22 protein-coding genes and 1 pseudogene are annotated in these 23715 nt (G+C 62.6%); 8 read left to right on the top strand and 15 right to left on the bottom strand.

Annotation, left to right across the window (positions count from 1 at the left end; genetic code table 11):
• Nucleotides 1-10 precede the first annotated feature (10 nt).
• From AC4BCN_RS17320 to vioA, 6 genes are all read right to left on the bottom strand, one after another.
• On the bottom strand, nt 11-1174 hold the full coding sequence (locus tag AC4BCN_RS17320; RefSeq protein ID WP_072453407.1) for an MFS transporter: 1164 nt from the start codon (nt 1172-1174) through the stop codon (nt 11-13).
• A gap of 92 nt (nt 1175-1266) precedes the next feature.
• A complete protein-coding gene (vioE, locus tag AC4BCN_RS17315; protein WP_490491368.1) occupies nt 1267-1848 on the bottom strand; it encodes a violacein biosynthesis enzyme VioE in 582 nt (193 codons plus the stop codon).
• Between the two features lie 9 nt (nt 1849-1857).
• On the bottom strand, nt 1858-2976 hold the full coding sequence (gene vioD, locus AC4BCN_RS17310) for a flavin-dependent violacein biosynthesis monooxygenase VioD (RefSeq protein WP_490491367.1): 1119 nt from the start codon (nt 2974-2976) through the stop codon (nt 1858-1860).
• Nucleotides 2976-4265, bottom strand: coding sequence for an NADP-dependent violacein biosynthesis oxygenase VioC (gene vioC / locus AC4BCN_RS17305; protein ID WP_139089353.1), 1290 nt, complete (start codon nt 4263-4265; stop codon nt 2976-2978). Before vioC ends, vioD begins: the two co-directional genes overlap by 1 nt.
• Before the next feature lies 1 nt (nt 4266).
• Nucleotides 4267-7284, bottom strand: coding sequence for an iminophenyl-pyruvate dimer synthase VioB (gene vioB, locus AC4BCN_RS17300; RefSeq protein WP_490491366.1), 3018 nt, complete (start codon nt 7282-7284; stop codon nt 4267-4269).
• Nucleotides 7281-8588 (bottom strand): flavin-dependent violacein biosynthesis tryptophan-2 monooxygenase VioA, encoded by a 1308-nt coding sequence (gene vioA, locus AC4BCN_RS17295; protein ID WP_456149981.1) that lies wholly within the window; start codon nt 8586-8588, stop codon nt 7281-7283. The genes vioB and vioA overlap by 4 nt, the downstream gene beginning before the upstream one ends.
• Before the next feature lie 331 nt (nt 8589-8919).
• Between vioA and AC4BCN_RS17290 the strand changes: the two genes are divergently transcribed.
• Both AC4BCN_RS17290 and AC4BCN_RS17285 read left to right on the top strand, forming a co-directional pair.
• Nucleotides 8920-9150, top strand: coding sequence for a hypothetical protein (locus tag AC4BCN_RS17290; protein ID WP_128143027.1), 231 nt, complete (start codon nt 8920-8922; stop codon nt 9148-9150).
• Between the two features lie 315 nt (nt 9151-9465).
• Nucleotides 9466-11697 (top strand): NADP-dependent isocitrate dehydrogenase, encoded by a 2232-nt coding sequence (locus AC4BCN_RS17285; protein WP_034756379.1) that lies wholly within the window; start codon nt 9466-9468, stop codon nt 11695-11697.
• A 93-nt stretch (nt 11698-11790) separates the two neighbouring features.
• On the opposite strand, the gene AC4BCN_RS17280 is transcribed toward AC4BCN_RS17285, so the two are convergent.
• Genes AC4BCN_RS17280 through AC4BCN_RS17270 form a run of 3 tightly spaced genes read right to left on the bottom strand, consistent with a single transcriptional unit; the run spans nt 11791 to nt 14068 of the window.
• Nucleotides 11791-12234 (bottom strand): DUF411 domain-containing protein, encoded by a 444-nt coding sequence (locus tag AC4BCN_RS17280; RefSeq protein WP_490491365.1) that lies wholly within the window; start codon nt 12232-12234, stop codon nt 11791-11793.
• A 56-nt stretch (nt 12235-12290) separates the two neighbouring features.
• On the bottom strand, nt 12291-12677 hold the full coding sequence (locus tag AC4BCN_RS17275; protein ID WP_490491364.1) for a hypothetical protein: 387 nt from the start codon (nt 12675-12677) through the stop codon (nt 12291-12293).
• Between the two features lie 47 nt (nt 12678-12724).
• Complete coding sequence (locus tag AC4BCN_RS17270; protein ID WP_490491363.1) at nt 12725-14068, bottom strand: sensor domain-containing protein; 1344 nt, start codon at nt 14066-14068, stop codon at nt 12725-12727.
• 256 nt (nt 14069-14324) lie between these two features.
• Between AC4BCN_RS17270 and AC4BCN_RS17265 the strand changes: the two genes are divergently transcribed.
• Nucleotides 14325-15947, top strand: coding sequence for a hypothetical protein (locus AC4BCN_RS17265; protein WP_490491362.1), 1623 nt, complete (start codon nt 14325-14327; stop codon nt 15945-15947).
• Between the two features lie 76 nt (nt 15948-16023).
• On the opposite strand, the gene AC4BCN_RS17260 is transcribed toward AC4BCN_RS17265, so the two are convergent.
• Both AC4BCN_RS17260 and AC4BCN_RS17255 read right to left on the bottom strand, forming a co-directional pair.
• Nucleotides 16024-17388, bottom strand: coding sequence for an amino acid permease (locus AC4BCN_RS17260; RefSeq protein ID WP_490491361.1), 1365 nt, complete (start codon nt 17386-17388; stop codon nt 16024-16026).
• A gap of 39 nt (nt 17389-17427) precedes the next feature.
• On the bottom strand, nt 17428-17982 hold the full coding sequence (locus AC4BCN_RS17255) for an acyl-CoA thioesterase (RefSeq protein WP_490491360.1): 555 nt from the start codon (nt 17980-17982) through the stop codon (nt 17428-17430).
• Nucleotides 17983-18117: 135 nt separating this feature from the next.
• Between AC4BCN_RS17255 and AC4BCN_RS17250 the strand changes: the two genes are divergently transcribed.
• From AC4BCN_RS17250 to AC4BCN_RS17240, 3 genes are read left to right on the top strand one after another with little or no spacing between them, the layout of a single operon-like run.
• Nucleotides 18118-18855: a GntR family transcriptional regulator gene (locus AC4BCN_RS17250; protein WP_490491359.1), complete on the top strand. Its 738-nt coding sequence runs from the start codon at nt 18118-18120 to the stop codon at nt 18853-18855.
• A complete protein-coding gene (locus AC4BCN_RS17245) occupies nt 18827-19585 on the top strand; it encodes an SDR family NAD(P)-dependent oxidoreductase (RefSeq protein ID WP_490491358.1) in 759 nt (252 codons plus the stop codon). Before AC4BCN_RS17250 ends, AC4BCN_RS17245 begins: the two co-directional genes overlap by 29 nt.
• Nucleotides 19586-19599: 14 nt before the next feature.
• Entirely contained in the window at nt 19600-20292 is a 693-nt protein-coding gene (locus AC4BCN_RS17240) for an aspartate/glutamate racemase family protein (protein ID WP_490491357.1), read from the top strand.
• Here the strand turns inward: AC4BCN_RS17240 and AC4BCN_RS17235 are convergent.
• The gene (locus AC4BCN_RS17235; RefSeq protein ID WP_490491356.1) at nt 20289-20759 is read right to left on the bottom strand and encodes a heme-degrading domain-containing protein; all 471 of its coding nucleotides are present in this window, start codon (nt 20757-20759) and stop codon (nt 20289-20291) included. The two genes, AC4BCN_RS17240 and AC4BCN_RS17235, sit on opposite strands and share 4 nt — an antisense overlap.
• A 94-nt stretch (nt 20760-20853) precedes the next feature.
• Here AC4BCN_RS17235 and alkB point away from each other — a divergent pair, with 94 nt between their 5' ends.
• On the top strand, nt 20854-21516 hold the full coding sequence (alkB, locus tag AC4BCN_RS17230) for a DNA oxidative demethylase AlkB (protein ID WP_490491355.1): 663 nt from the start codon (nt 20854-20856) through the stop codon (nt 21514-21516).
• Here the strand turns inward: alkB and AC4BCN_RS17225 are convergent.
• From AC4BCN_RS17225 to AC4BCN_RS17215, 3 genes are read right to left on the bottom strand one after another with little or no spacing between them, the layout of a single operon-like run.
• Complete coding sequence (locus AC4BCN_RS17225; protein ID WP_128143036.1) at nt 21488-21919, bottom strand: hypothetical protein; 432 nt, start codon at nt 21917-21919, stop codon at nt 21488-21490. The two genes, alkB and AC4BCN_RS17225, sit on opposite strands and share 29 nt — an antisense overlap.
• A gap of 38 nt (nt 21920-21957) precedes the next feature.
• Nucleotides 21958-22215, bottom strand: a complete 258-nt coding sequence (locus AC4BCN_RS17220; RefSeq protein ID WP_046682902.1) for a hypothetical protein — start codon at nt 22213-22215, stop codon at nt 21958-21960.
• A 15-nt stretch (nt 22216-22230) separates the two neighbouring features.
• The gene (locus tag AC4BCN_RS17215; protein WP_034755664.1) at nt 22231-22566 is read right to left on the bottom strand and encodes an ArsR/SmtB family transcription factor; all 336 of its coding nucleotides are present in this window, start codon (nt 22564-22566) and stop codon (nt 22231-22233) included.
• Between the two features lie 128 nt (nt 22567-22694).
• On the opposite strand from AC4BCN_RS17215, the pseudogene folE2 reads away from it, so the two are divergent.
• Nucleotides 22695-23606: pseudogene (gene folE2, locus AC4BCN_RS17210) on the top strand (GTP cyclohydrolase FolE2); the annotation flags it as partial.
• Nucleotides 23607-23715: the final 109 nt, after the last annotated feature.

Here is a 23715-nt window from a genome sequence, read left to right as displayed (position 1 = left end):
TCGCCGGCCGCTAATGCGACAGTACCGAATCGCGCGACTTGTGCCCGAGGTAAGGCAGCAAGCTGATGAGACCAAGCACTGCCAGCGCGACACCGACCCACAGTGGCGAGCGCAAGCCATAGCCGGCGGCGATGCCGAGGCCGCCGAGCCATGAGCCGGCGCCCAGGCCGATGTTGATGACCGAGGTATGGACGGTGTTGACCAGCGGCCCCGGATGGGCGGTCTTCATCACCCGGGCGATGATGGCGGGATTCATCGACATGCCGACCAGGCCCGTGACGACCAGCAGGGCAACGCTGATGGTCTTGTCGTGCGCAAAGACGGCGAACAGCGCCAAGCTGATGCTCAGGATGACCATGCCCCAGACCATGATGACGGTGGTGTAGCGGTCCGCATAACGGCCGACCACGCCATTGCCCACTACATTGGCGATGCCGTAAACGCCCAGCAGCCAGGGGATAGCGGACGCCGGAAAACCGGTAACTTCCGTCAGGATGGCCGCGAAGTAGCTGAATGCCGCGAAAATCGCGCCGATGATGAGGCCGCTGCTGGCATACGCCGCCCACAGGTGGCGATTGCGGAACTCTGCCAGTTCATTGCCGAGGCTGACGACTTCGGATGGCTTGGTGCGCGGCACCAGCACGGTGATGAGCGCCAGGCACATCAGCGCGAGCAGCACCACCAGCCAGAAGCTGGCGCGCCATCCCAGGTGCTGGTCGATGAGCGTGGCGACCGGCACGCCCACCACCGAAGCGAGCATGAGGCCGCCGATCACGACGGCGGCGGCGCGTCCGCGCGCGTTGGGGCTGACGATATCGGCGCAGATCGCCAGGGACAGGCCAAAGCAGGTGGCGGCGGCCACGCCCGTGACCACCCGCGCGACGGCCAGGATGTCATAGCTGGTGGCGGAGGCGGCCACGGATTGGGCCAGGACATAAAAGCCCAGCAGCCACAGCAGCCCCTGCTTGTTCGGCACGCGCAGCTTGAGCAGGACGATGGTGCTCAGCGGCCCGCCGATGACCATGCCCATGGCGTAGAGGGAGATCAGATAGCCGATCCGTGTCACCGGTTCGTCCATGGCCAGGGCCAGTGACGGCATCATGCCCGCCACCATGAATTCGGAGGTGGTTAACGAAAAGATCGTCAACCCCAGAATGTAAACAACCAGCGGCATAGCAATATCCTTCGAGAGTAATAACAAAAAACACTAGCCAGGGATGGCGCGCGCCCCGGCCGCATGCGGCCCTGGCGCGCGCCATGCCCTGGTCAGGTGTTGCAAGACGTAAAGATGCTGTCCGGAATGTCGCCGACAGACAGGTTGGGAAAGTCGCGTACCGAACGGTGCTGCGGGTCGTTGCCGGTGACCATGCGCAGCAGGCGGTTGCCACCGGCCTCCAGGTAAAACACCGATGGCGGCTTGCCCGCTGGCTCGACTACCCAGGCATCCGCCTCCCGCCCCAGCACGCTGTGGCGGCCGTCGTGACGGGCGCCGCCGTCCAGCAGCACCGCTTGCGGCAGGAACAGCGCCTGAAACGGCGTCACCTCGTCGGCCAGCGCCGTTCCCTGCAGCTGTGCGCCAGTTGCCTGCGCCTGCCGTGCATAAGCCACTTTCTGCTTGCGGCTTTGTTCACGCCTGGCGTCGCCGATTTCCGACATCCACAGCAGGTGTCCATGTTCCTTTTCCGGCCAGGGGTTGAACAGGCCATCGATGCGGCAGATGTTGCGCGCATAGTCGAACCAGCAATAGCCGGACGTGATCTGGTCGTCCTCCTGCATCGGCGTCCAGTAGGAAACATAGGCGCTGCTCCATTGCATCGGCAGCAGCGGTGGGGAGACGTGTGTCGGCATGGTATCTCCCTAGCGGCCCAGCGCGTAGCCAAGGCTGGCCATCAGCGCTTCCTGCAGCGATGGCAAGTCCTTGCGGCGGGCGTCGAAGCTGTCGGTCAGCTCTGCATTGCTCAGGCCGATACGCTCGCCTACGGTTTCAAACCACAGGCGGCTGGCGTTGGCGTGGTCCTTGAACAATTGCATCAGAGGCACGGCGCGGGCATTAAAGCTGTCCAGGGCGGCGGCCGTGCCAGCTTCGGTATTGAGGATTTTGACCAGCAGCAGGGCCGCCACCACCGCCATGGTGGTGCCATGGCCGATGGAAAAATGCCCCGATTGCAGCGCATCGCCGAGCAGGACGAACTTGCCGTCGCAGGCCCGGTCGCGGCTGAGGGTCATGAAGTTGCGCCAGCCCTGGCCCGGTTGGCTCTGCAGCCCATGTTCGCCGAGCTCGGCTTTGAACGTCTTGGCGATATATGCAGCGGCGTCGCGCTCGGACAGCGCTTCCAGGCCGGCCCTGGCGTAGGTCTCTTCGCTGCATTCGACGATAAAGGTGCTCATCGTGTCCGAGTATTTGTAGGCATGGCCGATGAAAATGCCTTGCTCATTGCTGCGGAACACCAGGTTCATCTGGTCGAACAGCTGAGTGGTGCCGTACCAGATGTATTTGTTGCGGCCGAAATCGATGTGCGGCGCCAGCGCTGGCGGCAACTCCAGCGATTTGTAATTGATGCCATTCGCTACCACGACCAGATCGTACTCGGCTTCCAGCTGCGCCCGGGGCGCCGGCGGCGTTTCATAGCTGATCGCGATGCCAGCCGCCACGCACTTGGCGCGCAGTGCTTGCACCAGGGCCTGGCGTCCCACGCCGCACAGGGTCACGCCGGTGCTCATCAGGTTGGGCTGGTCGTGGTGCACGAGCTTGAATTCTTCCAGGAACTGCGGATTGAGCCGTTCCGGCTGCTCCAGATAGGATAGCGGATTGGCGGGATGGCGCGGCGGGCGTCCCGGCAGCACCACGCCCCAGCCCAGCACTTCTTCCGGGGTGTTTTTTTCCGTGATGCTGATATTCCAGCCGGGCTGGGCTTGTTTCATCTGACTGGCGAAGAGCAGTCCTGCGGGGCCTGCGCCGATAACGAGAATGTTCATTAATTTACCCTTCCAAGTTTGTACCAAACGTTTTGTTTCTTCTGGATTTGCTGCAATTCATCGTAAGGAACCGATGTGAAGTACAGTTTCTCCGCCATGTCTGGCGGATAAACACGGGGGAATTTCTTGTGCATGTAGCGCGTGTAGCGCGTCTGCAGGAAGAAAATCAGATTCGGATTGCTCAGCGCTTCATAGTTGGCGATCGCCATGTCCTGCATGGCGTCCGCCTGCACCTTGCGCTGCTGCGTGAACTCGGACAGGGCAGGGCCCAGGGTATTGCCGTGCTTTTCCAGCAGGGAAACGAAGACGTGGACGTCTTCCAGCGCCATGTTCATGCCTTGTCCGAGGAATGGGGCGGTGGCATGCGCCGCATCGCCGATCAGCAGGATATTGGCCTTGTAGTGGAAGGTGCTGGAACGGACATTGATGAGGTCGTTGCTGGGCAGCGCCATGAACTGGTCGATCATCTCCTTGCGGCGGTCCGGCGGCAGGTTGCCGAAGTAGCGGCTGAAGAAGTCGGCCATGGCTTCGCGGTTGAGCGTGCCCAAGCTGGGCGTGCCCGTGTAAGGCAGGCACAGGGCGAAGCTGATGCTGCCGTCCGGAATGGTGGCCGCGCGGCCGGCAAACAGGCCCTTGGAATCCATGCCGAAGAAGTACAGCAAGTCCTTCCTGAAACCCAGATCCGCCGCGTTCGGCAAGACCAGCGTCTTGTAGCCGTGGCGGAAGTAACTCTGTTTGAACTCGAAACGGCGCACGCCGCTTTGCATGGCGCGCCGCACGGCCGAGTGGGCGCCGTCGGCGCCGATGACCAGGTCGCCATGCAGCTGCTGCACGGCGCCGTCCGGGCCCTGGATCAGCACGATCTTTCTTTCCAGGTCGACATCCAGGCATTTATGCTCAAAGTAATACTTCACTTCGTGCAGGGCGGCATGCCGGTTCAGCAGGCGCTGGAAGGCGGTGCGGTCCAGCGACAGGGGAAACAGGCCTTCGAGCGGGGTCAGCTCGCGTATGCGATGCCGGCCGCCCACGCAAAATGCCATGCCGACGATGGGTTCGCCGCACTGGTCGAGCTCCTGCTTGCTGATGCCAGCTCCCAGGACGGCCTTGATGCCGCGCACCGTCATGCTCACGCCGATGGCACGCGAGTTGACCGGGTCCGCGTTTACAGCATTCTCCAGCAGCGGATCGCCGCGTTTTTCGATAACGTGGACATCGTGTCCCCGTTGCGCCAGATAAATGGCGCTGAGGCTACCTGCCAGGCCTCCGCCGACGATAATGATTTTATGCATTTCAAGCCTCTCTTGACATCTTTCCCCGAGATAAATCGGTAAGTTGCTGATTAAAAAACTCCAACATCTCTATCGGCGCCATGCCGATGACATCGCTCTCAAGGCCGCGCGCGTACTGCGCCAGCGCCTGGCATTTCTGCGCCAGCATGTTGCAGCCCAGGCTGTAGTCGCTGCTGATGAGGCTGCTGACCGGCTCTGGCACGGGCGGTCCCGCATGGCGGCCGGGCACGCCGGACGGCATGTTCATCAGGGCGGCCGACAGGGGACGCAACAGGCCGGTCATGATGTCGATGGACGCATTCATCAGGCGCGAACGGCGCAGGCTGCCCAGCGGCCGCTGCGCGAAATGGTGCGCCATCATCAAAAAGGTCAGTTCGTAGCAGCCTTGATACAGCTGCATCAGCGCGCGCGCCTTCCGGTCGGTTACCACGGTGCAGTCCGCACGCGCTTCCAGCACGGGATTCTTCAGCGCCGGCAGCGCCGGCTCGAACGGTTTGTCGCAGGCTGAAAACTTGCCGGCCACGGCGCGCAGCCGCTGGAAGTGCGACGAGGCGAAATGCGGCGAATCGACGGCCACGCCTTCCCCCTGTTCGGTGACGAAGTCGATGGCAAACAGCGCGCTGTCGCGGTCCGACACTTCCAGCTGGTAGCCGGGATAGGCGCGGTTGGTCAGTTCTTTCAGGAACAAATGGTGTTCGCCGCCGCGCTTGCCGCCGCCGCTCTCGAACAGGCCGGGCAAGTCGGCAACGGCCTGGCGGATCGCGATATAGAAGGTGGCGATGGATTTGCCCGGCGTGGGAATGTAGTCGGGCCATTCGAAACGCACGAAACGGGCCAGCACGTGTTCGGAAAATGGTTCGAACGCAAATTCCGTGTCCAGGCCGAAACGCTTGCGCGCCAACTGGCCCAGCACCGGGGTGCCGCTATAAAACGCTTCGCCAAGCGCCATCAACACATTGTTGACCAATAAATAGTGAATCATTTCTTCATGGGCGATCTCCAGCAGCGCGCCGCGCGTGCCGCTGTTGCGGCGCCGGTCTTCGGCGCCGCAGGCCAGCTCCAGCTCGGCCGGCAGCCAGCGGCCAGCCTGCACCAGCGCCGCCCCCTGCGCATAGTTGGGAATCGAATACGCTGCATACAGGTATTGCAGCATCAGCGACAGTTCCAGGTCGATAGCTTTTTTCAGTTCCTCGATCAGCTCGGCCTTGCTGCCGATGACAGGCGGCACCGCCGCTTCCGGCACCGCCGCCTTGGCCTTTGCCTCGACCTGCGTCAGGTACTTCAGGAACAGCCGCGACTTTGGCAGCGACAGTTCGCGGGTGCTGGGCATGTAGTAGCTCTTGTCGCGGTTCTGCGGATCGCACATCTGCCACATCAGGCGCGAATAGGTTTCGCACTTGCACTGGTCCGCCAGGCTGAAGACCTTGTCCGACATGAAGGGATACACGAGCTCGTAATAGCTCATCACATGCCGGTAGAGGAAAGCGTAGTCGACCTGTTCGGCCGGTACGTCGTCGAGATCCCAGTCGTCGGGCAGCACGCGCACGCCGAGGTATTGTTTATGCTTGTCCGCTCCCAGCACGATCCTGGTCGCGCCCGGCTGGCGCCCCGTCAGGGTCAGCGCCGTGTAGCCATCTCCGAGCGCCGACGGCTGCTGTTCCACGGCCAGCAGCGCGCCGTTCTCGGCCTGCGCCGGCAGGAGGGCAGGCGCCGCCAGTTCGCCGCGGAAGCGGCTTTGCACGGTGATCGTCTGCGGAAATTGCTCATGCTTGTTGCGGTTCGGCGCTTCCAGATACAGCTGGTTGCTGTCCGATTGCAGCACCCAGTCGGTTTCGTCCCACTGCGCCTGCGCGCTGCCCAGGCTGAGCGAACCCGTGGCCGCGCCGGCGTGCTGCAGCGGCACGTCGAAGATGCCGTGATGGCGCCAGTAGTCGCGGTACAACTGCTCGGGTATCCGCGCCAGCAAGGTGCCGGCGCCGTCCTGCAGCAGCAGGTCGCCGAGCGCCTGCTTGTCGCCCAGGGCATGCGTGGGATGCTGTTCCGAGACGGCGCGCGGGTCGCGCGTGGTGAAGGGAATGGCGGTCGGCATGTTGAACGCGACGCGGTCCTCATGCATTTTCACCAGCACCGGTCCCAGGCTGCCCTGGCGCGGCTGCAGCAGGCGGCCGGCCGGATAGCTTGCCAGTTCGTCGCGCCGCCACAGGCCGATGCTGCCGGCCAGGTCGTAGAACACGGGTGAATCGGGTTTGAGCGGCGTCGACATATTGAACAGCGCATATTGCACCGTCAGGCCCAGCACCGCGTCGTCGTCCAGGGCTTGCCGCAAGGCCTGCATGCTGGCCGGCAGCGGCAGATCCCCATTGAACAGGAAATGCGGATCTTGCTTGGCCACCGAAAACTGGAACAGCCTGGAGCGGCCGAATTCCTCGTCCAGGAAATGCCCGCTGCGTTCCGTGACATGGCCGCTGCCGAGCCAGCGTACCGAGTGCGCCTGCGCGATATCGGCTGTGAACAAGGTGGGCGTGTTGGGCGTGGCCAGCTTGTCGCTCAAGGTGAACTGGCCGGCGTAGATCAGCGTGGTGTCCGGCTGTGCCGGGTTGTTGTCGATCCACCGGGCGCGGTTGAACGTCGTGCGCAGGTACTCGTTGTAGTGCCCCCACAGGGCGAGCTTGGCGCCCACCAGCGCGTCCTGCGTGTCGACCTCGCCATCCCGCAGCTGGACGCCCGTGATCCGCGCGTTTTCCCACGAGAAATGATTATTGCCGCAAAAGTTGTAGCCTGCCGCCTGGCTGAAGACGCCGTCCGGATCGGGCTTGCCCTCTGCATTGAAGCGGGGGGCAAGCTGTTTCAGGTGCGCATGGAATTCGGACGGCGGCCGGCTCAGGTCGACAGCTTTGCCCGCCATCGATACCGCATTCGTGGCGATATCGATGTTGCCGTGCGTATTGCGATTCCCCGTCGGCACATTGGCGCGGGCAAAACCCCGAAAATGCAGGCGGGGGAAGTCAAGTAGGCTCATGCGCGCTCGGTCGAGGAAGTGATGAAGGTATCATTGGCGGCCGCGACCTCGTCCAGTTGAGCTAGCCGTTGCAGCAACAGACCGCTGGCTTGCTGGGCGCTGATCAGGCTGCCTTCCATCCAGCCGCAATGCCCGGTATAGGCATCCGAGCAGGAAATGATGCCGTCCCGGTGCAGCAGGACGGCCGGGTGTTCGGCTTCCGGTTCCACGCAAAACTCGACGCCATGCGGCCAGAACTTGTGGAAGTGCGCCTTGATCTGCGGCAGCGGCTGGCCATCGAGCGGCAGGACTTCTTCCAGGTGGCTGCGGACACGCTCCAGATACACGTCTTCACCGAGTTCCAGGCTGTCGCGCCAGTAGCTGGCGCTTTTGCTGTCGGTATAGAACAGCACATACTTGTCGCTCTTGAAGTAGATCTTGCGCAGGGGATTGGCCGCCATCAGCACCTTGTCGGTCAGCCCCAGCGCGTCCCACCAGGCCGTGTCGAACGTAAGGAAACCCTTGAACAGGGGCAGCGAGTCGTACTGGAACGGGCTCCATGCGGCCGGGAAATCCAGGTTCAGGCGCGGCATGGCGGATGGCGGGATGGCCATCACCAGATGACGTGTGCGGTGCATCTGCGTGTCGCCGTGGTGGCTGAAGGCGAGCACATGGTCGGCGCCCGATTTTTCAACGGACAGCAAGCGATGTTCGAGCTGGAATTCCACGCCGGCGACCTGGGCCTGGTGCTGCAACTGGCACAGCAGCGCGTGGTAGCCATCGGTGGCATAGTGCCACTGGTTGGCGGCGTTTTCCGTGAAGTGCTGCGTTTCCGGGTGTTTCTTGATGATGTCGTAGGCCATGGCTGCCGACACCATCGGCAGCAGCAAGGCGTCATAGCCGGTCGCCTTGATGATGTGGCTGGCCTTGGCGGCGCCCAGGTAATGGCTGACGAAATCGAGGAAGGAGAGGTTCGGATGCTCTGCCAGCCTCGGGCTCAGCTCATCCAGCGTCGCCTTCAGCTCGTCCAGCACGCTATCGTGGGAGATGACCTCGGTGAACGGGTAGACCGCATGCGGCAATCCGCTGCCCTGCATCAGTTGCTGGAAATGTGGGTGCAGCTGCGGCGAATAGCGGGCGGCGCCGAGTTCGGCGATTTCCTCTCCATCTATTTTCCGCGACTGGATGCGGCCGCCCACGGTGGCATTCAGGTCGAATACCCGGATGCGCAGATTCCTGTCGGCGGCGGCGCCGATCAGGCGGCTGGCGCAAATCAAGCCGCCTATGCCGGCGCCAACGATGCAAATGTCAGAATACGTGCTCATACGAAATTCCTTTTTAACGTTCATTAATCAAAAGGCTGCAAAATCGCTAGCAAAAGTTCCCCCTGCACGTGTATGCAAGGGACGGGACGCTGCGTGTTACGGCACTTGGCGAGCGTTATCAGCTGGGGAATGAAGAGCCTGGCGAAAACTGGCGTTGTGTCTGGAATGGTCGATTCTTGGCAGCAGAGTTTCTGTTTCAGATCAAAGATGGCACCGACAGTAGCCCAGGGTTTGGGCTGTCAATTTGATAAATATCAATGTTGTTGCCGTCTACCAAGCGTGCGCTGATATCGCGGAAATGTTGCTACGCTCCCCGCAAACGGGAGGTGCCATGTCCGACTTCATCGAATTGTTGCAATGGCCTGCCATGGCCGCTTCGCTGCTGGCGGCCTGGCTCGTGGGTTCGCGCGCGGCCGCGCGGCGCTTTGCCGGCTTCTGGGTTTTCCTGTTCAGCAATGTGCTGTGGGTCTGCTGGGGCTGGCATGACGGAGCCTGGGCCTTGATCATCCTGAACGTCTGCCTGGCGTTGACGAACGTGCGCGGCATCGTCAAAAACGAGTGAGCGGGACAGGATTTGCTCGAATATATTTCTGTTTACATATTTGTTTCCACGGGTGCATACATGGCTTGCGTGCCTGCTTGCATCTATTTCCATGCGGAAAACCGCCATATTCTCCCGTCTGCTTCAGATATTTGCTGTCTTATATAAGATTCGACGCCATCGGATACACAAACAGCGGCAGGACAGTCTAAAATACGTGGTGGGCAAGCACGGCGTCACCGCCGGCACACTAGCCGTCCAAAGCAAGGCTAACCGTCCTGTGTTTGGAATGAAGAAAGTTAACCACCAGGCATCACCGCATACAAGGGAATGAACATGGCAACACAAAAATCCAAAATCATCTACACGCTGACTGACGAGGCGCCGCTGCTCGCGACGTATTCCCTGCTGCCAATCATCAAAAAATTCACCGCGCCGGCTGGCGTGGACGTGGTGTCCAGCGATATTTCGGTGGCGGCACGTGTACTGGCCGAATTCCCCGAATTCCTGACGGACGCGCAAAAAGTCCCGAATACCCTCGCTGAACTGGGCAAATTGACCCAGAATCCGGACACCAACATCATCAAGTTGCCAAACATCAGCGCTTCCCAAGGCCAGCTGATCGCTTGCGTGCGCGAATTGCAAGGCCGCGGCTACAAGCTGCCGGACTACCCGGAAGATGCGAAGACGGAAGAAGAAAAAGCCTTGAAGGCCCGTTACGGCAAATGCATCGGCAGCTCCGTCAACCCGGTCCTGCGTGAAGGCAATTCCGACCGCCGCGCACCGAAGGCCGTCAAAGAGTATGCGCGCAAGCACCCGCACTCGATGGGCGAGTGGAGCCAATCGTCGCAAACGCACGTGTCGCACATGCACCATGGCGACTTCTACCATGGCGAAAAATCGCTGACCCTGGAAAAGGCCCGCGACGTCAAGATGGAACTGGTCACGGCCTCGGGCAAGACCATCGTACTGAAACCGAAGGTTTCCCTGCAAGCGGGCGAAATCATCGATAGCATGTTCATGAGCAAGAAAGCGCTGCTGGAGTTCTACGAGAAGGAAATCGACGACGCCTTCAAGACGGGCGTGATGTTCTCGCTGCACGTCAAGGCCACCATGATGAAGGTGTCGCACCCGATCGTCTTCGGCCACTGCGTGCGCATTTTCTACAAGGACGCGTTCGCCAAGCACGCCGAGCTGTTCGACAAGCTGGGCGTGAATGTCAACAATGGCATGAGCAACCTGTACGACAAGATCGACACTCTGCCAGCGTCGCAAAAGGATGAAATCCTCAAGGACCTGCACGCCTGCCACGCCCACCGTCCGGAACTGGCCATGGTCGATTCGGCCAAGGGCATCACCAACTTCCATTCGCCGAACGACATCATCGTCGACGCGTCGATGCCAGCCATGATCCGTATCGGCGGCAAGATGTGGGGCGCCGATGGCCGTCCGAAAGACGTCAAGGCAGTCATGCCGGAATCGACTTTCGCACGGATCTACCAGGAAATGATTGGCTTCTGCAAATGGCATGGCAACTTCGATCCGAAGACCATGGGCACCGTGCCGAACGTGGGCCTGATGGCGCAGCAAGCGGAAGAATACGGTTCGCACGACAAGACGTTTGAAGTGCCTGAAGGCGGCATCGCCAACATCACCGACCTGGAAACGGGCGAAGTGCTGCTGACGCAAACGGTGGAAGAGGGCGATATCTGGCGCATGTGCCAGGTCAAGGACGCGCCGATCCGCGACTGGGTCAAGCTGGCCGTCACGCGCGCGCGCAACTCGGGCATGCCTGCCGTGTTCTGGCTCGATTCCTACCGTCCGCACGAAAACGAAGTCATCAAGAAGGTACAGGTTTACCTGAAGGATCACGACACCAAGGGCCTGGACATCCAGATCATGTCGCAAACGCGCGCCATGCGCTACACCCTGGAACGCGCCTTCCGCGGCCTGGACACCATCTCGGTGACCGGCAACATCCTGCGCGATTACCTGACCGATCTGTTCCCGATCCTGGAACTGGGCACGTCCGCCAAGATGCTGTCGATCGTGCCTTTGATGGCCGGTGGCGGCATGTACGAAACGGGCGCCGGCGGTTCGGCTCCTAAGCACGTCAAGCAGCTGGTGGAAGAAAACCATCTGCGCTGGGATTCGCTGGGCGAGTTCCTGGCCCTGGCCGTGTCGCTGGAAGACATGGGCATCAAGACGGGTAATGCGAAGGCCAAAATCCTCGCGAAAACCCTCGATGAAGCCACGGGCAAGCTGCTGGACAACAACAAGTCGCCATCGCCACGTACCGGCGAACTGGACAACCGCGGCAGCCATTTCTACCTGGCCATGTACTGGGCGCAAGCTCTGGCAGCGCAGAAGGACGATGCGGAACTGGCAGCGCATTTTGCGCCAGTGGCCAAAGCCCTGGCCGACAACGAAGAAAAGATCGTTGCCGAGCTGAAAGCAGTACAAGGCAAGGAAACGGATATCGGCGGCTACTACCTGCCAGATCCGGCGAAGACGGAAGCGGTCATGCGTCCTAGCGCCAGCCTGAATGCGGTATTGGACAGCATCTGATGCAGTCCTGACAGGCAGCAGGTTCTTTGCTGCCTGACATAAAAAACGCCGCCGGAAGCGATTCCGGCGGCGTTTTTCATTTCTCCTCAGTGTCTATTTGTAGTGCTTGTAGACCTCGGTGCTGCCATTGCCCTTGACCAGCAAGACGTCATACGCATCCTTGCGCGGTCCTTCCATGCCAGGCGAACCCATCGGCATTGCCGGCACGGCCAGGCCTTTCGCCTTGGGTTTCTCGCGCAGCAGCTGCTTGATCTCGCTGGCCGGCACATGGCCTTCGATGGCGTAGCCGTTGACGAGGCCCGTATGGCAGGAGCCGAGCGCGTCGGGAATGCCGGCCAGCTTGCGGTATTGCGCCGGCATCTCGACATTTTTCGCGCGCACCGTAAAGCCGTTCGTTTCCAGGTGCTTGATCCATTCGGAACAGCAGCCGCACGAGGCGCTCTTGTAGACTTCAATGACGGGCAGGGCCGCCATGGCGAACGTGGGCAGGCCCAGCATGGCGGCGAAAGCGCCGCGCACTAATAAATGTTTGATCATGTGTTGCTTTCAGACGAAGTAGGTCTATCGTGGCCACCTGGGTGGCCTGCTTTTATTTAAGCGGAAAGCGGTCGCGGCGGCCGGCGCAAGCCGTCGGGAATGAATCCTGTCAGCAGGGTGGCATTGGCTACGGCGGCGTGTTCCGCGCCGTTGAGCACGGCGGTAGGCAGGGGGAAACAGGGCGGCATCAGCGCGCCCAGGCAAAAGCTGGAACAGGCGCCGCACGCGGGGTGCTTGGCAGGGGACTTGCTGTCTTCTGGCGTGCTGGCGCTGTCCGGGACGGTGGATGATTGCGCATCGTGATGCTGGCAGGCGGCTGTCATGGCGGCGGCAGGCGAGGCAGCGAGCGGCGCGCACAGCCGCGTGGCGCCCGCAGCGGCCGCTTGCAGCGGCACCGCCGTGATCAACAGCAGGATCAGCCATGTTTTGAAGAGTCTCAGCATCGCGGGAAAGTATAGCATGGGGGCACTGTCGCCAGGAGCGGCATCGGCTAGCGCGAGGCGGCGGCCAGCACCTTCGACGCGTACATGGCCCGGTCCGCATGGCGCAGCAGCAACTGCATGGTATCGCCGTCTTCCGGATAGTGGGCCACGCCGATGCTGACGGCGATCTGCAATTGCTGTCCGTTGCCCAGGTGCAGCGGCGCGGCCAGGGCTGCGTGGATCTTTTGTTCGATCAGCTTGACGTCGGCCGGCGTGACATTGCTTTCCAGAAGCACGACGAATTCATCGCCGCCCATCCTGGCCAGGGTGTCGGTTTCGCGCATGCAATCGCGCAGGCGGTTCGCCACCGTTTGCAGCAGCAGGTCGCCACAGGCATGGCCGTGGTCGTCGTTGACGCGCTTGAAGTTGTTCAAGTCCAGGAACAGCAGCGACAGCCGGCCTTCCTGGCGGTGCGCGCGCGCGAATGCCGTGTGCAGGCGGTCGTGGAACAGGCGGCGGTTCGGCAGGCGGGTCAGTTCATCGTGCATGGCCATGAACTGCATTTGCGTCTGCAATTGCCGGCGCTCGATGGCGGTGGCAAGCTGCTTGGCGACAAACTGCAGCAAATCCTGGTCTTGCTCGGTGCCGATGACGGCGTCCTGCCCGCCTTGCAAGGCCAGCGCGCCGATGCTGCCCATGGACGAATACAGCGGTACGGCAAGCCAGCACGAGGACTGGGCGCCGGCCGCCGTTTGCAGCGCCGCCGGCAGGCCGGCCAGTTGTCCCGCCTGCAGAAGCAGGGGGCGGCCGCTGCGCAGCACTTCATCGCACAGCAGGCTGGCCAGCGACGACGTCGGCTGCGGTGCGCTGTCGTCGGCATGGCAGGTCATCAAAGGCTGGGCGCCGTGTTCGTCATGCAGCAGCAAGGTCAGGCTGCGCGTGGACAAGTGTTCGCCGATGATGTGCTGGATGCGGTGCAGCAAGGCGGGCAAGTCTTGCGTTGCCTGCATGGCTTCGGAAATGGCGTACAACGCGGCTTGTTTTGCCTGCGCCTGTTTCAGCAGGGTAATGTCGCGCGCCACCGCCACGCGCAGCTGGTCGGCGGCGGACCAGCGGGCCGTCCACATGATGTGCGCCAGGCTGCCATCCTTGCGCAGGTAGCGGTTTTCAAAATGCGTCTGCGCATGGCCATCCATGATGGCACGCGCGGCGGCCAGGGTACGGGCGCGGTCGGCGGGAGCGACCAGGTCGAGCATCTGCTTGCCGACCATTTCCTGCTGCGTGTAGCCGAAGATGCGTTCGCAGGCCGCGCTGACGAAGACGAAGCGCCCGTCCACGTCCACCATGCACACGGCGTCGAGCAGCAAATCGGTGAAACTGGCGACCGGCGCGCGCAGAATCTTGTGTTCCATACGATACATTTTGAGACATTCCCGGCGGTGAATCAACTTGTTGCGGGGCGGCTGGGTCATCCGTATGAAAATGTTTCATTTCCCCGACACTCATGCTTTGCCGTTTCTTGCCGTTATAGCAGTATTGCCACGCAGTACTTGCCACCACGTCAGATAACGTGACACAAGGCTTGCCTGGCGCCAGGTGATTGCAAAAAAACTAACCATATCGAACTTTTATGATGCCCCTACTCGCCACTTGCAAGGTTACAGCGCCATGACCTCCATTTCTCCACTGTCAAACTGGAATAGCGCCCCGTCAGGGGCTTCCTCCGCCACGCCGAACCGCACGCAGGCGGCATCGCCGTCGTCCCCATCCACGCCGTCTTCCATCGTTGCCCTCAGTCCGGAGAGCGTGAACGACAGCAAACCGGCCGCGCTCGTGAAGCCGCCGATGGTGTGGGAAAGCGCGACGCGCGACAAGGTCAGCGAAGCGATGACGAAGAGTTTTTCGTCGTATGCGTTTGGCGGCCGCTTCAGCGGCCTGGGCGCGGCAATGCTGGGACAGGCCAAGCTGGGAAACTACAATTTCTCGCAGGCGATGCGGCAGCCGCCGCCAAGCACCACGCCGAATATCTATGGAGCGTCCGGCATCGCGCCGGGCAGCCTGCATGGCAATGGCGAAGACAGGGTGTCCCTCAGCATCACCACCAGCAGCGGCGTGGAAGTCAAGCTGTCGCTCGACAGCCAGGGTGACGGGCTGGCCGTGAGCATGACGACCAGTGGCGACCTCAGCGACGCTGAAGCGAGCGCGCTGGGCGACTTGGCGAAGGGCTTCCAGGAAGCCATCGACGGCATGGGGCAAAGTACGCCGAAAATCAAGCTGGAAGGCTTGATGCAATTTGACCAGCAGCAGCTGGCTTCGGTGAAACTGCATGCGGAAGTCAAGGTGCGCGGCGAGCCGGAAAGTATTCAAACCCTGGACTTCCAGGCCGATGGCGCGCAGCGCAAGGTCAGCTTCAGCGGTGAGGCCGGCAGCCTGGAGCTGAAGGTCGATGCCAGTCAGCTCAATACCCTGGGCAGCAAGGAAAAGCAGGCGAAGGCGCTGGGCAGCTACATGAAGCAGTTCGACCAGGCGGCGTCGCGCGGCCATGGCGACGCGGGCCTGGTGGCCATGCTCAAGGATAGCTTTACAGCCTTGCACAGCAATACCGCCGCGCCGCAGGTGGCCACGGACACACCCGAGACGGGCAAGTGGCGCCTGGCGGCCGAAGACAAATCCATCCTGACGGGGCTGGCCGATTTCAGCGCCTCCGTGTCGCAGACCGTGAAATTCAGCAATCCCATGCGCAGTTCGGAAAAGGATGGCTTCAATTATGACGTGTCGCAAAAGACGCAGCAGGCCGGCGCCAGCCAGGATGAGCGTTCGGTCAGGCAGCAGCAGCAATCGAAGCTGAGCGCCAGTTTCCATGAGACGCTCGTTCCCGGCGTGCCGCTGCGCTTGCTGGACAATACGGAATCGCAGAACTATACCTACCACCAGATCGAAGATACGGCCAGCAGTGACGCGCAGGTGGGCTACAAGGATGGCAAGATGGTCAAGGCGAGCTTGCGGCAAGAGGGCAACCAGTCCGAGCATGTCATGAAGTATTTCCTGGGCAAGCTGGAATCGGACAAGACCACGCCAGGTAACTATTCCGTGCTGCGCGACCTGCTGCCTGTGCTGGGTCCGTACAAGACGGGCGAGCTGGGCATGACTCCCGAGAAAAAGGCGGAGCAGCGCCAGCAGGCGATGCTGACCTTGAGCGACGACGTCCTGCTGCAATCGTATGCGGGCCAGACCATCAGCATGTGGCGAGCCGATGTGCAGTCGGACGAGGGCGGGGCCGCCGCCGCTTAGCAATAGCGCGCTGAATGCAAAAAGCCCGTCTGCGAAGACGGGCTTTTTGTTGCCGATTGCAAAATACTGCGCAAGCCTATGCCTTGGCCTTGTTTTGCTTGATCCAGTAGCCGATGCCCAGCGCGGCGAGCCACACGGGGATCAGGTAGACGGAGATGCGCAGGCCCGGCGTCAAATACATGATTACGAGGATGCCGGCCAGGAAGACCAGGCACAGGTAGTTGGTGAACGGGTAGCCCAGGCTCTGGAACAGGGTCGTCTTGCCCTCGGCCTTCTTCTGCGCGCGGAAACGCAAATGGATCCAGCTGATCATGGCCCAGTTGATGATCAGCGCCGACACCACGAGGCCCATCAGCACTTCGAACGCTTCGCCCGGCATGAAGTAATTGACCACCACGCAGGCGCCCGTGGCCAGCGCCGACACGCCCAGTGCCACCAGCGGTACGCCGCGGCGGTTCAGGTGCAGCAGCGCGCGCGGCGCATTGCCTTGCTTGGCCAGGCCGAACAGCATGCGCGTGTTGCAGTACACGCCGCTGTTATACACGGACAGGGCGGCCGTCAGCACCACGATGTTCAGGGCCGTGGCCACCAGGTTGCTGTCGAGCGCATGGAAGATCAGGACAAACGGGCTGCCGCCGGTGACGACGTTTTGCCATGGGTACAGCGACAGCAAAATGCCCAGCGCGCCGATATAGAAAATCAGGATGCGGTAGATGGCCTGGTTGGTGGCGCGCGGGATCGTCGTGCTCGGGTCATCCGCCTCGGCTGCCGTGATGCCCACCAGTTCCAGGCCGCCGAACGAGAACATGATGACGGCCATGGCCATCACCAGGCCCTGCCAGCCATTCGGGAAGAAGCCGCCGTGCTGCCACAAGTTCGCCACCGACGCCTGCGGGCCCGCGTCGCCGGAGGCCAGCAAATACGCGCCGAAGACGATCATGCCAATGATGGCGACCACCTTGATGATGGCGAACCAGAATTCCATCTCGCCGAAGGCCTTCACATTGAGCAGGCTGATGGCGTTGATGGCGCAAAAGAAGATGAGGGCCGAGACCCAGGTCGGCACGCCCGGCCACCAGTACTGCACGTAGATGCCGACGGCCGTCAGTTCGGCCATGCTGACGAGCACATACAGCACCCAGTAATTCCAGCCCGACAAAAAGCCGGGCAGGTGGCCGCAGTATTTGTCGGCGAAATAGCTGAAGGAGCCGGCGACGGGTTCGTCGACCACCATTTCGCCCAGCTGGCGCATGATCATGAAGGCGATGACGCCGGCGATGCCATAGCCGAGCAGCACGGAAGGTCCGGCCATCTTGATGGTTTGCGCGATGCCCAGAAACAGGCCGGTGCCGATGGCGCCGCCCAGGGCGATGAGCTGGATGTGGCGGCTTTTCAGGCCGCGCTTGAGCTCTTGTGGTTCGGTATTCCCGACTGCCGTCATATGTTTTATCCTGTTTTTACGGGGCTGAGGTCGCTGATTCTAAAGCATGGACGGGCAAAGCAGGAGCGAAATGCATGTTGCACTGCGGGGGCGCAAGAAAAGCCCCGCATCTTCGCCGAACGGCGCGCAAAACGGTGGCTTAGTCGTCTGCGCGCACGCGCCGGCCGCGACGATGGCCGGTTCGTACACGGCCAAAAACTCGGGCGGCAGGCGGCGCGCGCGGCCGCTGCTCAATTCGATGCAGATCAAGTCCCAGCGTCCGCGCACGACGGTGGCACCGTCGCTGTCGCGCACCAGCTGGAAGCGCCGTTCCATGCTGGAGCGGCCATCGCTGGCGCACAGCCAGGTGGCCAGGGTCAGCGCCTCGCCGGCCCGCGTCGGCAGCAGGTAATCGTATTCGCCGCGGCGTATCGCCATGGCCCGGTCCAGGCGCCGGTAATCGTCGAGGTCCAGCCCCAGGGTGGCCGAGTGGTGCCAGGCGATATGCTCGCACCAGCGCACGTATACGGCGTTGTTCGTGTGCTGCAAGCCGTCGATGTCGCCAGGTTCTGGCGTGACGGGCAGGGTGTGGGCGTGCGGATAATCCCAGTTCAATTGCAATCCTTTCGATACGGTGGCGGCTGATTGTACGTGCTTGCGCTGCGTCCTGTCTGCGGCGCACGCGTGCAAAAACACTGTTTTATCCATTGATGTATGATGCATCATAATTGTTTGACTCTGAAAACCACTATGAATCATCCCCTGGACAGCCTGGTGCACGTCAATCTGGGCAAGTCCGTGTATGCGACGCTGCGCGACGCGCTGGCGGCCGGGCGCTTCCAGCCCAACGACCGGCTGCGCATCCGCGAACTGGCGCTACAGCTGGGCACGAGCGTGACGCCCGTGCGCGACGCCATGCTGCAACTGGTGCAGGAAGAGGCGCTGGTGCTGCGCTCGCCGCGCGACTTCCGCGTGCCCGTGCTGAGCGTGGCGCGCTACCTGGAAATCCGCGCGCTGCGCCTGGAACTGGAAGGCTTGGGCGCGTTCGAGGCGGCGCAACGCATCGACGACGCCACCCTGGCCGACCTCGAGCGCCTGCTGCAGGCGAACGAAGAGGCCATCGCGCGCCACGACTTGCCGGCGGCCCTGCAATGCAACCAGGCGTTTCACCTGGGCCTGGCGCAGGCGGCCGGCATGCCGACATTGAAACGCTTCGTCGACCATTTGTGGATGCAGACGGCGCCGCTGATCGCCGCCGGCTACGCGAGCTTCTCGCCCGACATGCGGGTGGGCCACCACCACGCCATCATCAGCGCGCTGCGCCAGCGTGACGGCGCGGCCGCGCGGCGCGCGATTGAACAGGACATTCTCGACGGCGGGACGCAGATGCTCGCGTATGTGATGCGGCAGGAGCGCATGCACGCCGGGGCAACACAGAAAGAAAAGGACGAGGAAGAACATGACGAACATGAATCAACACGACATTGAACAGAAAACCGCCATCGTCACGGGCGCCAGCCGCGGCATCGGCCACGCCGTTGCGGAACGCTTCCGCAGCCTGGGCTGGCGCGTCATCACCGTCTCGCGCAGCCCGATTCCCGGCGGCTGTCCGCGCAGCCAGGAGCACAACACGCATGTATGCATGGATTTGTCGGACCTGAGCCAGATCGGGCAGATGGTCGACACCCTGCGCCCCATGCTGGGCGAGTCCAAATTGCACGCGCTGGTAAACAATGCGGGCGTGTCGCCGAAAGGGCCGGGCGGCTCGCGCGTCAATTCGCTGACCACCGACATGCAGACGTGGCAGGAAATGTACAACACGAATTTCTTTGCGCCGCTGGCCCTGACGCGCGGCTTTGCGCAGGAATTGTCGAACGCGCACGGCTCCGTCGTAAACCTGTGCTCGATCGCCGGCTACCGCGTGCACCCGTTTGCCGGTTCCGCTTACGCCAGTTCGAAGGCGGCGCTGGCGTCGCTGACGCGCGAAATGGCCAACGACATGGCGCCGCTGAACGTGCGCGTGAACGCCATCGCGCCGGGCGAGATCGACACGGCCATCCTGTCGCCGGGCACCTCGCACATCGTCGACACGCAAATTCCGTTGCGCCGGCTGGGCACGACGGCCGAAGTGGCGGATTTGGTGGAGTTTCTGTGCAGCGAGCGCGCCTCGTACATCACGGGCGCGGAAATTCCCATTGACGGTGGCCAGCGCATTTAATCAGGAGGAAGAGCATGAGCAAACATATCGGCATCGTCGGCTGTTCGGCCGAAGGCGCGGCCCTGTGCTACCGCACGATCTGCGAAGAGGGCGCACATGCGCTGGGCGCGTATGAACACCCGGAAGTATCGATGCACACGCCGCCGCTGGCGCGCTACGTGGATTGCCTGAACGGGGGCGACCTGGCCGGCGTGGCCGAACTGATGCTGGCGTCGGCGCGAAAGCTGCACGCGGCCGGCGCCGAGTTCCTGATTTGCCCCGACAACACCATCCACCAGGCGTTCGATCTGATGGCGCCCCGTTCGCCGCTGCCGTGGCTGCATATCGCCGACGTCGTCGCCGCCGAAGCGGCCGCGCGTGGTTTCAAGAAAGTGGGTTTGACGGGCACGCGCTGGCTGGTCGACAGCGCCGTGTATCCGGACAAGCTGGCCGCGCGCGGCATCGCTTGCGTGCGCCCCGGCGAGGACGACCGCAGCGAGATCAACCGCATCATCATGGAAGAACTGGTGCCGGGCGTGGTCAAGCAAGACAGCGTGGCGCGCTTCCAGGCCATCATCGGCGGCTTGCGCGAGCAGGGTTGCGACGCCGTCATCCTCGGCTGCACGGAAATCCCGCTGATCATCAGCGACGCCAATTCGCCGCTGCCGACCCTCGATTCCACAAGGCTGCTGGCGCGCGCCGCCTTGCGCCGGGCGCTGGAAACCTAGCGTTCCAGCTGCGCCTGCAGCGCGGCCACCACGAGCGCGTGGTCGTCGGCCTGCGCCAGGCCGGACACGGTTACCGTGCCCACTAGTCCCACGCCGCGTATCAGCAGGGGAAAAGCTCCGCCGTGGCCCGCGTACTCGATGTCGTCGAGGTATTTCACGTCTTCAAAGGTGCTGCCCCGGCTTTTATACGAAATGCCCATGTAGTAGGAGCTGCGGCAAAAGCGCTGCACCGTGTTGTTCTTGCGGCGTATCCAGTCCGCCTGGTCGGTCGTGGCGCCCGTCATGGCGTGGTGGAACAGCACTTGGCCATTGCGCGTGATGTTGACGGTGACGGCCTTGCCCCGCTTGCGCACTTCTTCGACGATCCACAGGCCCACGGCCAGCGCGGCATCGTTGTCAAAGCGTTCGAATTGCAGGGATTCTTCCTGTTGCGCCAGGGTTTGCAGCAAATCGGCGTAATGATCCATCGTGAAAGAGGGCGGTAGTGGCTGGAAGCGCTACTGTAGCGCACCACGGCACAGCCGCGCGCGCTTTTTGTGTGGCGCGGCTAAAATAGGCAACATGAACCTGTCCCTGTTCGCCGATGAAGAGCAAATCCCGGCCGGCCCCGCGCCGCTGGTGCCGGGCTCGTCCGCGTCCATCCTGCTGCGCGGTTTTGCGCTGCCTTACCTGGATGAGGTGCTGCCGGCGCTGGACGCCATCGTGCTGGCCGCCCCCCTGCGCCACATGGCCACGCCGGGCGGCTTGCGCATGTCGGTCGCCATGAGCAATTGCGGCCCTCTTGGCTGGGTCACGGATGGACGCGGCTACCGCTATGCGCGCCTCGATCCGGCCAGCGGTTTGCCTTGGCCTCCCATGCCGCCCGTATTCCTGCGCCTGGCGCAGGAGGCGGCGCTGGGGGCCGGCTATCCGGGCTTTGTTCCCGACGCCTGCCTGGTCAACCGCTATGCGCCCGGAGCGCGCATGGCCCTGCACCAGGACCGAGACGAATGCGATTTCAACGCGCCCATCGTTTCCGTGTCGCTGGGCTTACCCGCTATTTTCCTGTTCGGCGGCGCCGAGCGGGCCGACAAGGCGGCGCGCATCGGCCTGCTGCATGGCGACGTCGTGGTATGGGGCGGCGCCGACCGCCTGCGCTTCCACGGCGTGGCGCCGCTGAAGGAAGGCGAACACCCGGTGCTGGGCGCGCAGCGCATCAATTTGACGTTCCGCAAGGCTGCCTGAGCTGGCGCCATGGCGTACCTGGCTTGCGTACGTACTGGGCATGCACGTAGCGCCACGGAATGGCCAGGTAGACGAGCACGACGAACGATATTTCAAACACATATTGCATGGTGGCGGGATCTACCCCGCCGTGCAGCCATTGCGGCAGCGGCACGAGCAGCAGCCACAGGGTCTTCCACAGCGCTTCCCACAGCAACACGGGCAGCATCTGCAGCGGATAGCGCAAACCCAGCAAACACAGCAATGAAAACGCGGCCAGCATGCAGTTCACGGTGCCGCGCATCAGTTCCCACGGCGCGTGCGGCGTGACGATGCCGGGCCACAGCACGCTGCCGAGGCCCAGGACGACCAGCAGATACATGGCGCGCAGCGCATACAGACGGGCGGTCGATACGGTATTCATGGTGCGGTCTCCTGGTCATGGGGGGGCGATGAAGGGCTTTATTCGACTTCCTTGAGGATGGTTTCCAGGCTGCCCAGGCGCGCCTGGATCTGCGCCACGGATGCGCTCAAGGCGGCCAGCGACGCTGCCGTTTCCACCTGTGCGGCGGCCATCGACTTGGCCAGCTCCTGGTAGGCGCCGTCCTGCGCCAGCCTGGCGCGCGCCTGCACGATGCCGGACGTGTATTTGAGGGCGAAGATGATGACGGCGGCCGTGCAGGGGAAGAAGAAGGCGGCAAAAAAGATATTTTCAGACATGATGACCTCTACAGTTCAGGATTGATCCGGGTTGGGAGTGAGCGAGGATGCCGCCGCGGCGATGCTGGCCGGCGTCAGCCGCAATTCAAAAGGGCTGGCCTCGAAGTAATTGAGTGCCTTGCCGTCATGCGACAGCTCCAGCTGGCTGGTGACCAGTCCCGCGTGTTCCAGCTTTTGCAGGTGCAAATGCAGCAGGGGCCGGCTGATGCCCAGGTCGCGCGCCAGCTGGCTGATGTAATTGCGCCCGCCGCTGGCCAGCGCCGCGATGATGCGCAGCCGGTGCGGGTTGTCGAGCGCCGCCAGCATGAGCAGCAAGCGCTCGCCCGTCAGTGGTGTGTTGATATCTGTCATGTGTCAACATTATCTGACATGTGTTAGCTAGTCAAGAAAAATCATGCTCACGTTCTAATGCAAGATTCTTGCAAATATGGCGGCTTTTCTCCATGATATGCAACTTGTTTGCATATAGAGCCACCACCATGAAGCGCGAATCGATTTCCTCGCCCCTGCCCGACGTGGCGGCCGGCCCCCACCTGGGCAGCCCCTTGCCACTCGAGTGGGTCGGCATGCAGGGCATCGCCTTGCCGCTGTGGCTGGAAGAGGGCGGGCAGGCGCAGCAAGTGCATGCCTGGGCCGACGTGCACGTCGATTTGCCCAATCCGACAGTCAAGGGCATCCATATGTCACGCCTGTATCTGCTGCTCGATGCGTTTGCCGCCGCGCAGCCGCTCGATGCGGGCGCGCTGGCCGCCGTGCTGCGGCGCATGGTGGACAGCCACGCCGATTGCGGCAGCACGCAGGCGCGCCTGGCACTGGCGTTTCCCGTGCTGCGGCGCCAGCCGGCGCTGCTGACGGCGGGACTGTCGGGCTGGAAATCGTATCCCGTGCGCCTGCAGGCCAGCTGTTCTCCGCAGGGCTTTGCGCTATCCCTGACGGTGGAGATCGGCTATTCGTCGACCTGTCCATGCTCGGCGGCGCTGGCGCGCCAACTGCTCGCCGATGCGTTTGCGGCGCAGTTCGGCGCGGGCGGCATCGACGGCGCGGCTGCGCGCACATGGCTGCTGGAACACGCGAGCCTGGCCACGCCGCACAGCCAGCGTAGCACGGCGACGGTCACCGTGCCGTTGACGGAGCAGGCGGAACTGGACCTGTTTCCCCTCATCGATCTGGTGGAAGCGGCGCTGGCGACGCCGCTCCAGACGGCCGTGAAAAGGGCGGACGAGCAGGCGTTCGCGCGCTTGAATGGTGCTAATCTGATGTATGTGGAAGACGCGGCCCGCCGCGTGCAGGCGGCGCTGGCGCAACATTATGCGCAGGCGCGTGTTACCGTACGGCATATGCACAGTGAGCATCGGCAGGCCGCAATCGCGCACGCGGGCARGGTTATGTTAGGTGCTCAGTCAACCACCGTGGAGGAACACAGCATGCCGGAGAAAATCGCGCAGGAGCCTGACGAAGACAGCCTGGAAGAGCAAGTGGAGCGAGAGCGGCGCGACCATG

The organism is Janthinobacterium sp. Bl 1 (genome assembly GCF_058215535.1).
Note: the sequence above shows the minus strand (reverse complement) of the source record. Positions and strands in the feature narration are given on the sequence as shown.

Bases quoted from the DNA above. Each gene is read 5' to 3' on its own strand.
- AC4BCN_RS17250 (WP_490491359.1), top strand. From the start codon at position 18,118: ATGAATCATCCCCTGGACAGCCTGGTGCACGTCAATCTGGGCAAGTCC.
- vioC (WP_139089353.1), bottom strand. From the start codon at position 4,265: ATGCATAAAATCATTATCGTCGGCGGAGGCCTGGCAGGTAGCCTCAGC.
- AC4BCN_RS17240 (WP_490491357.1), top strand. From the start codon at position 19,600: ATGAGCAAACATATCGGCATCGTCGGCTGTTCGGCCGAAGGCGCGGCC.
- AC4BCN_RS17280 (WP_490491365.1), bottom strand. From the start codon at position 12,234: ATGATCAAACATTTATTAGTGCGCGGCGCTTTCGCCGCCATGCTGGGC.
- AC4BCN_RS17270 (WP_490491363.1), bottom strand. From the start codon at position 14,068: ATGGAACACAAGATTCTGCGCGCGCCGGTCGCCAGTTTCACCGATTTG.
- AC4BCN_RS17260 (WP_490491361.1), bottom strand. From the start codon at position 17,388: ATGACGGCAGTCGGGAATACCGAACCACAAGAGCTCAAGCGCGGCCTG.
- vioD (WP_490491367.1), bottom strand. From the start codon at position 2,976: ATGAACATTCTCGTTATCGGCGCAGGCCCCGCAGGACTGCTCTTCGCC.
- vioB (WP_490491366.1), bottom strand. From the start codon at position 7,284: ATGAGCCTACTTGACTTCCCCCGCCTGCATTTTCGGGGTTTTGCCCGC.
- AC4BCN_RS17320 (WP_072453407.1), bottom strand. From the start codon at position 1,174: ATGCCGCTGGTTGTTTACATTCTGGGGTTGACGATCTTTTCGTTAACC.
- AC4BCN_RS17220 (WP_046682902.1), bottom strand. From the start codon at position 22,215: ATGTCTGAAAATATCTTTTTTGCCGCCTTCTTCTTCCCCTGCACGGCC.
- AC4BCN_RS17275 (WP_490491364.1), bottom strand. From the start codon at position 12,677: ATGCTGAGACTCTTCAAAACATGGCTGATCCTGCTGTTGATCACGGCG.
- AC4BCN_RS17235 (WP_490491356.1), bottom strand. From the start codon at position 20,759: ATGGATCATTACGCCGATTTGCTGCAAACCCTGGCGCAACAGGAAGAA.
- vioE (WP_490491368.1), bottom strand. From the start codon at position 1,848: ATGCCGACACACGTCTCCCCACCGCTGCTGCCGATGCAATGGAGCAGC.
- AC4BCN_RS17265 (WP_490491362.1), top strand. From the start codon at position 14,325: ATGACCTCCATTTCTCCACTGTCAAACTGGAATAGCGCCCCGTCAGGG.
- alkB (WP_490491355.1), top strand. From the start codon at position 20,854: ATGAACCTGTCCCTGTTCGCCGATGAAGAGCAAATCCCGGCCGGCCCC.
- AC4BCN_RS17290 (WP_128143027.1), top strand. From the start codon at position 8,920: ATGTCCGACTTCATCGAATTGTTGCAATGGCCTGCCATGGCCGCTTCG.
- AC4BCN_RS17245 (WP_490491358.1), top strand. From the start codon at position 18,827: ATGACGAACATGAATCAACACGACATTGAACAGAAAACCGCCATCGTC.
- AC4BCN_RS17225 (WP_128143036.1), bottom strand. From the start codon at position 21,919: ATGAATACCGTATCGACCGCCCGTCTGTATGCGCTGCGCGCCATGTAT.
- AC4BCN_RS17285 (WP_034756379.1), top strand. From the start codon at position 9,466: ATGGCAACACAAAAATCCAAAATCATCTACACGCTGACTGACGAGGCG.
- vioA (WP_456149981.1), bottom strand. From the start codon at position 8,588: ATGAGCACGTATTCTGACATTTGCATCGTTGGCGCCGGCATAGGCGGC.
- AC4BCN_RS17215 (WP_034755664.1), bottom strand. From the start codon at position 22,566: ATGACAGATATCAACACACCACTGACGGGCGAGCGCTTGCTGCTCATG.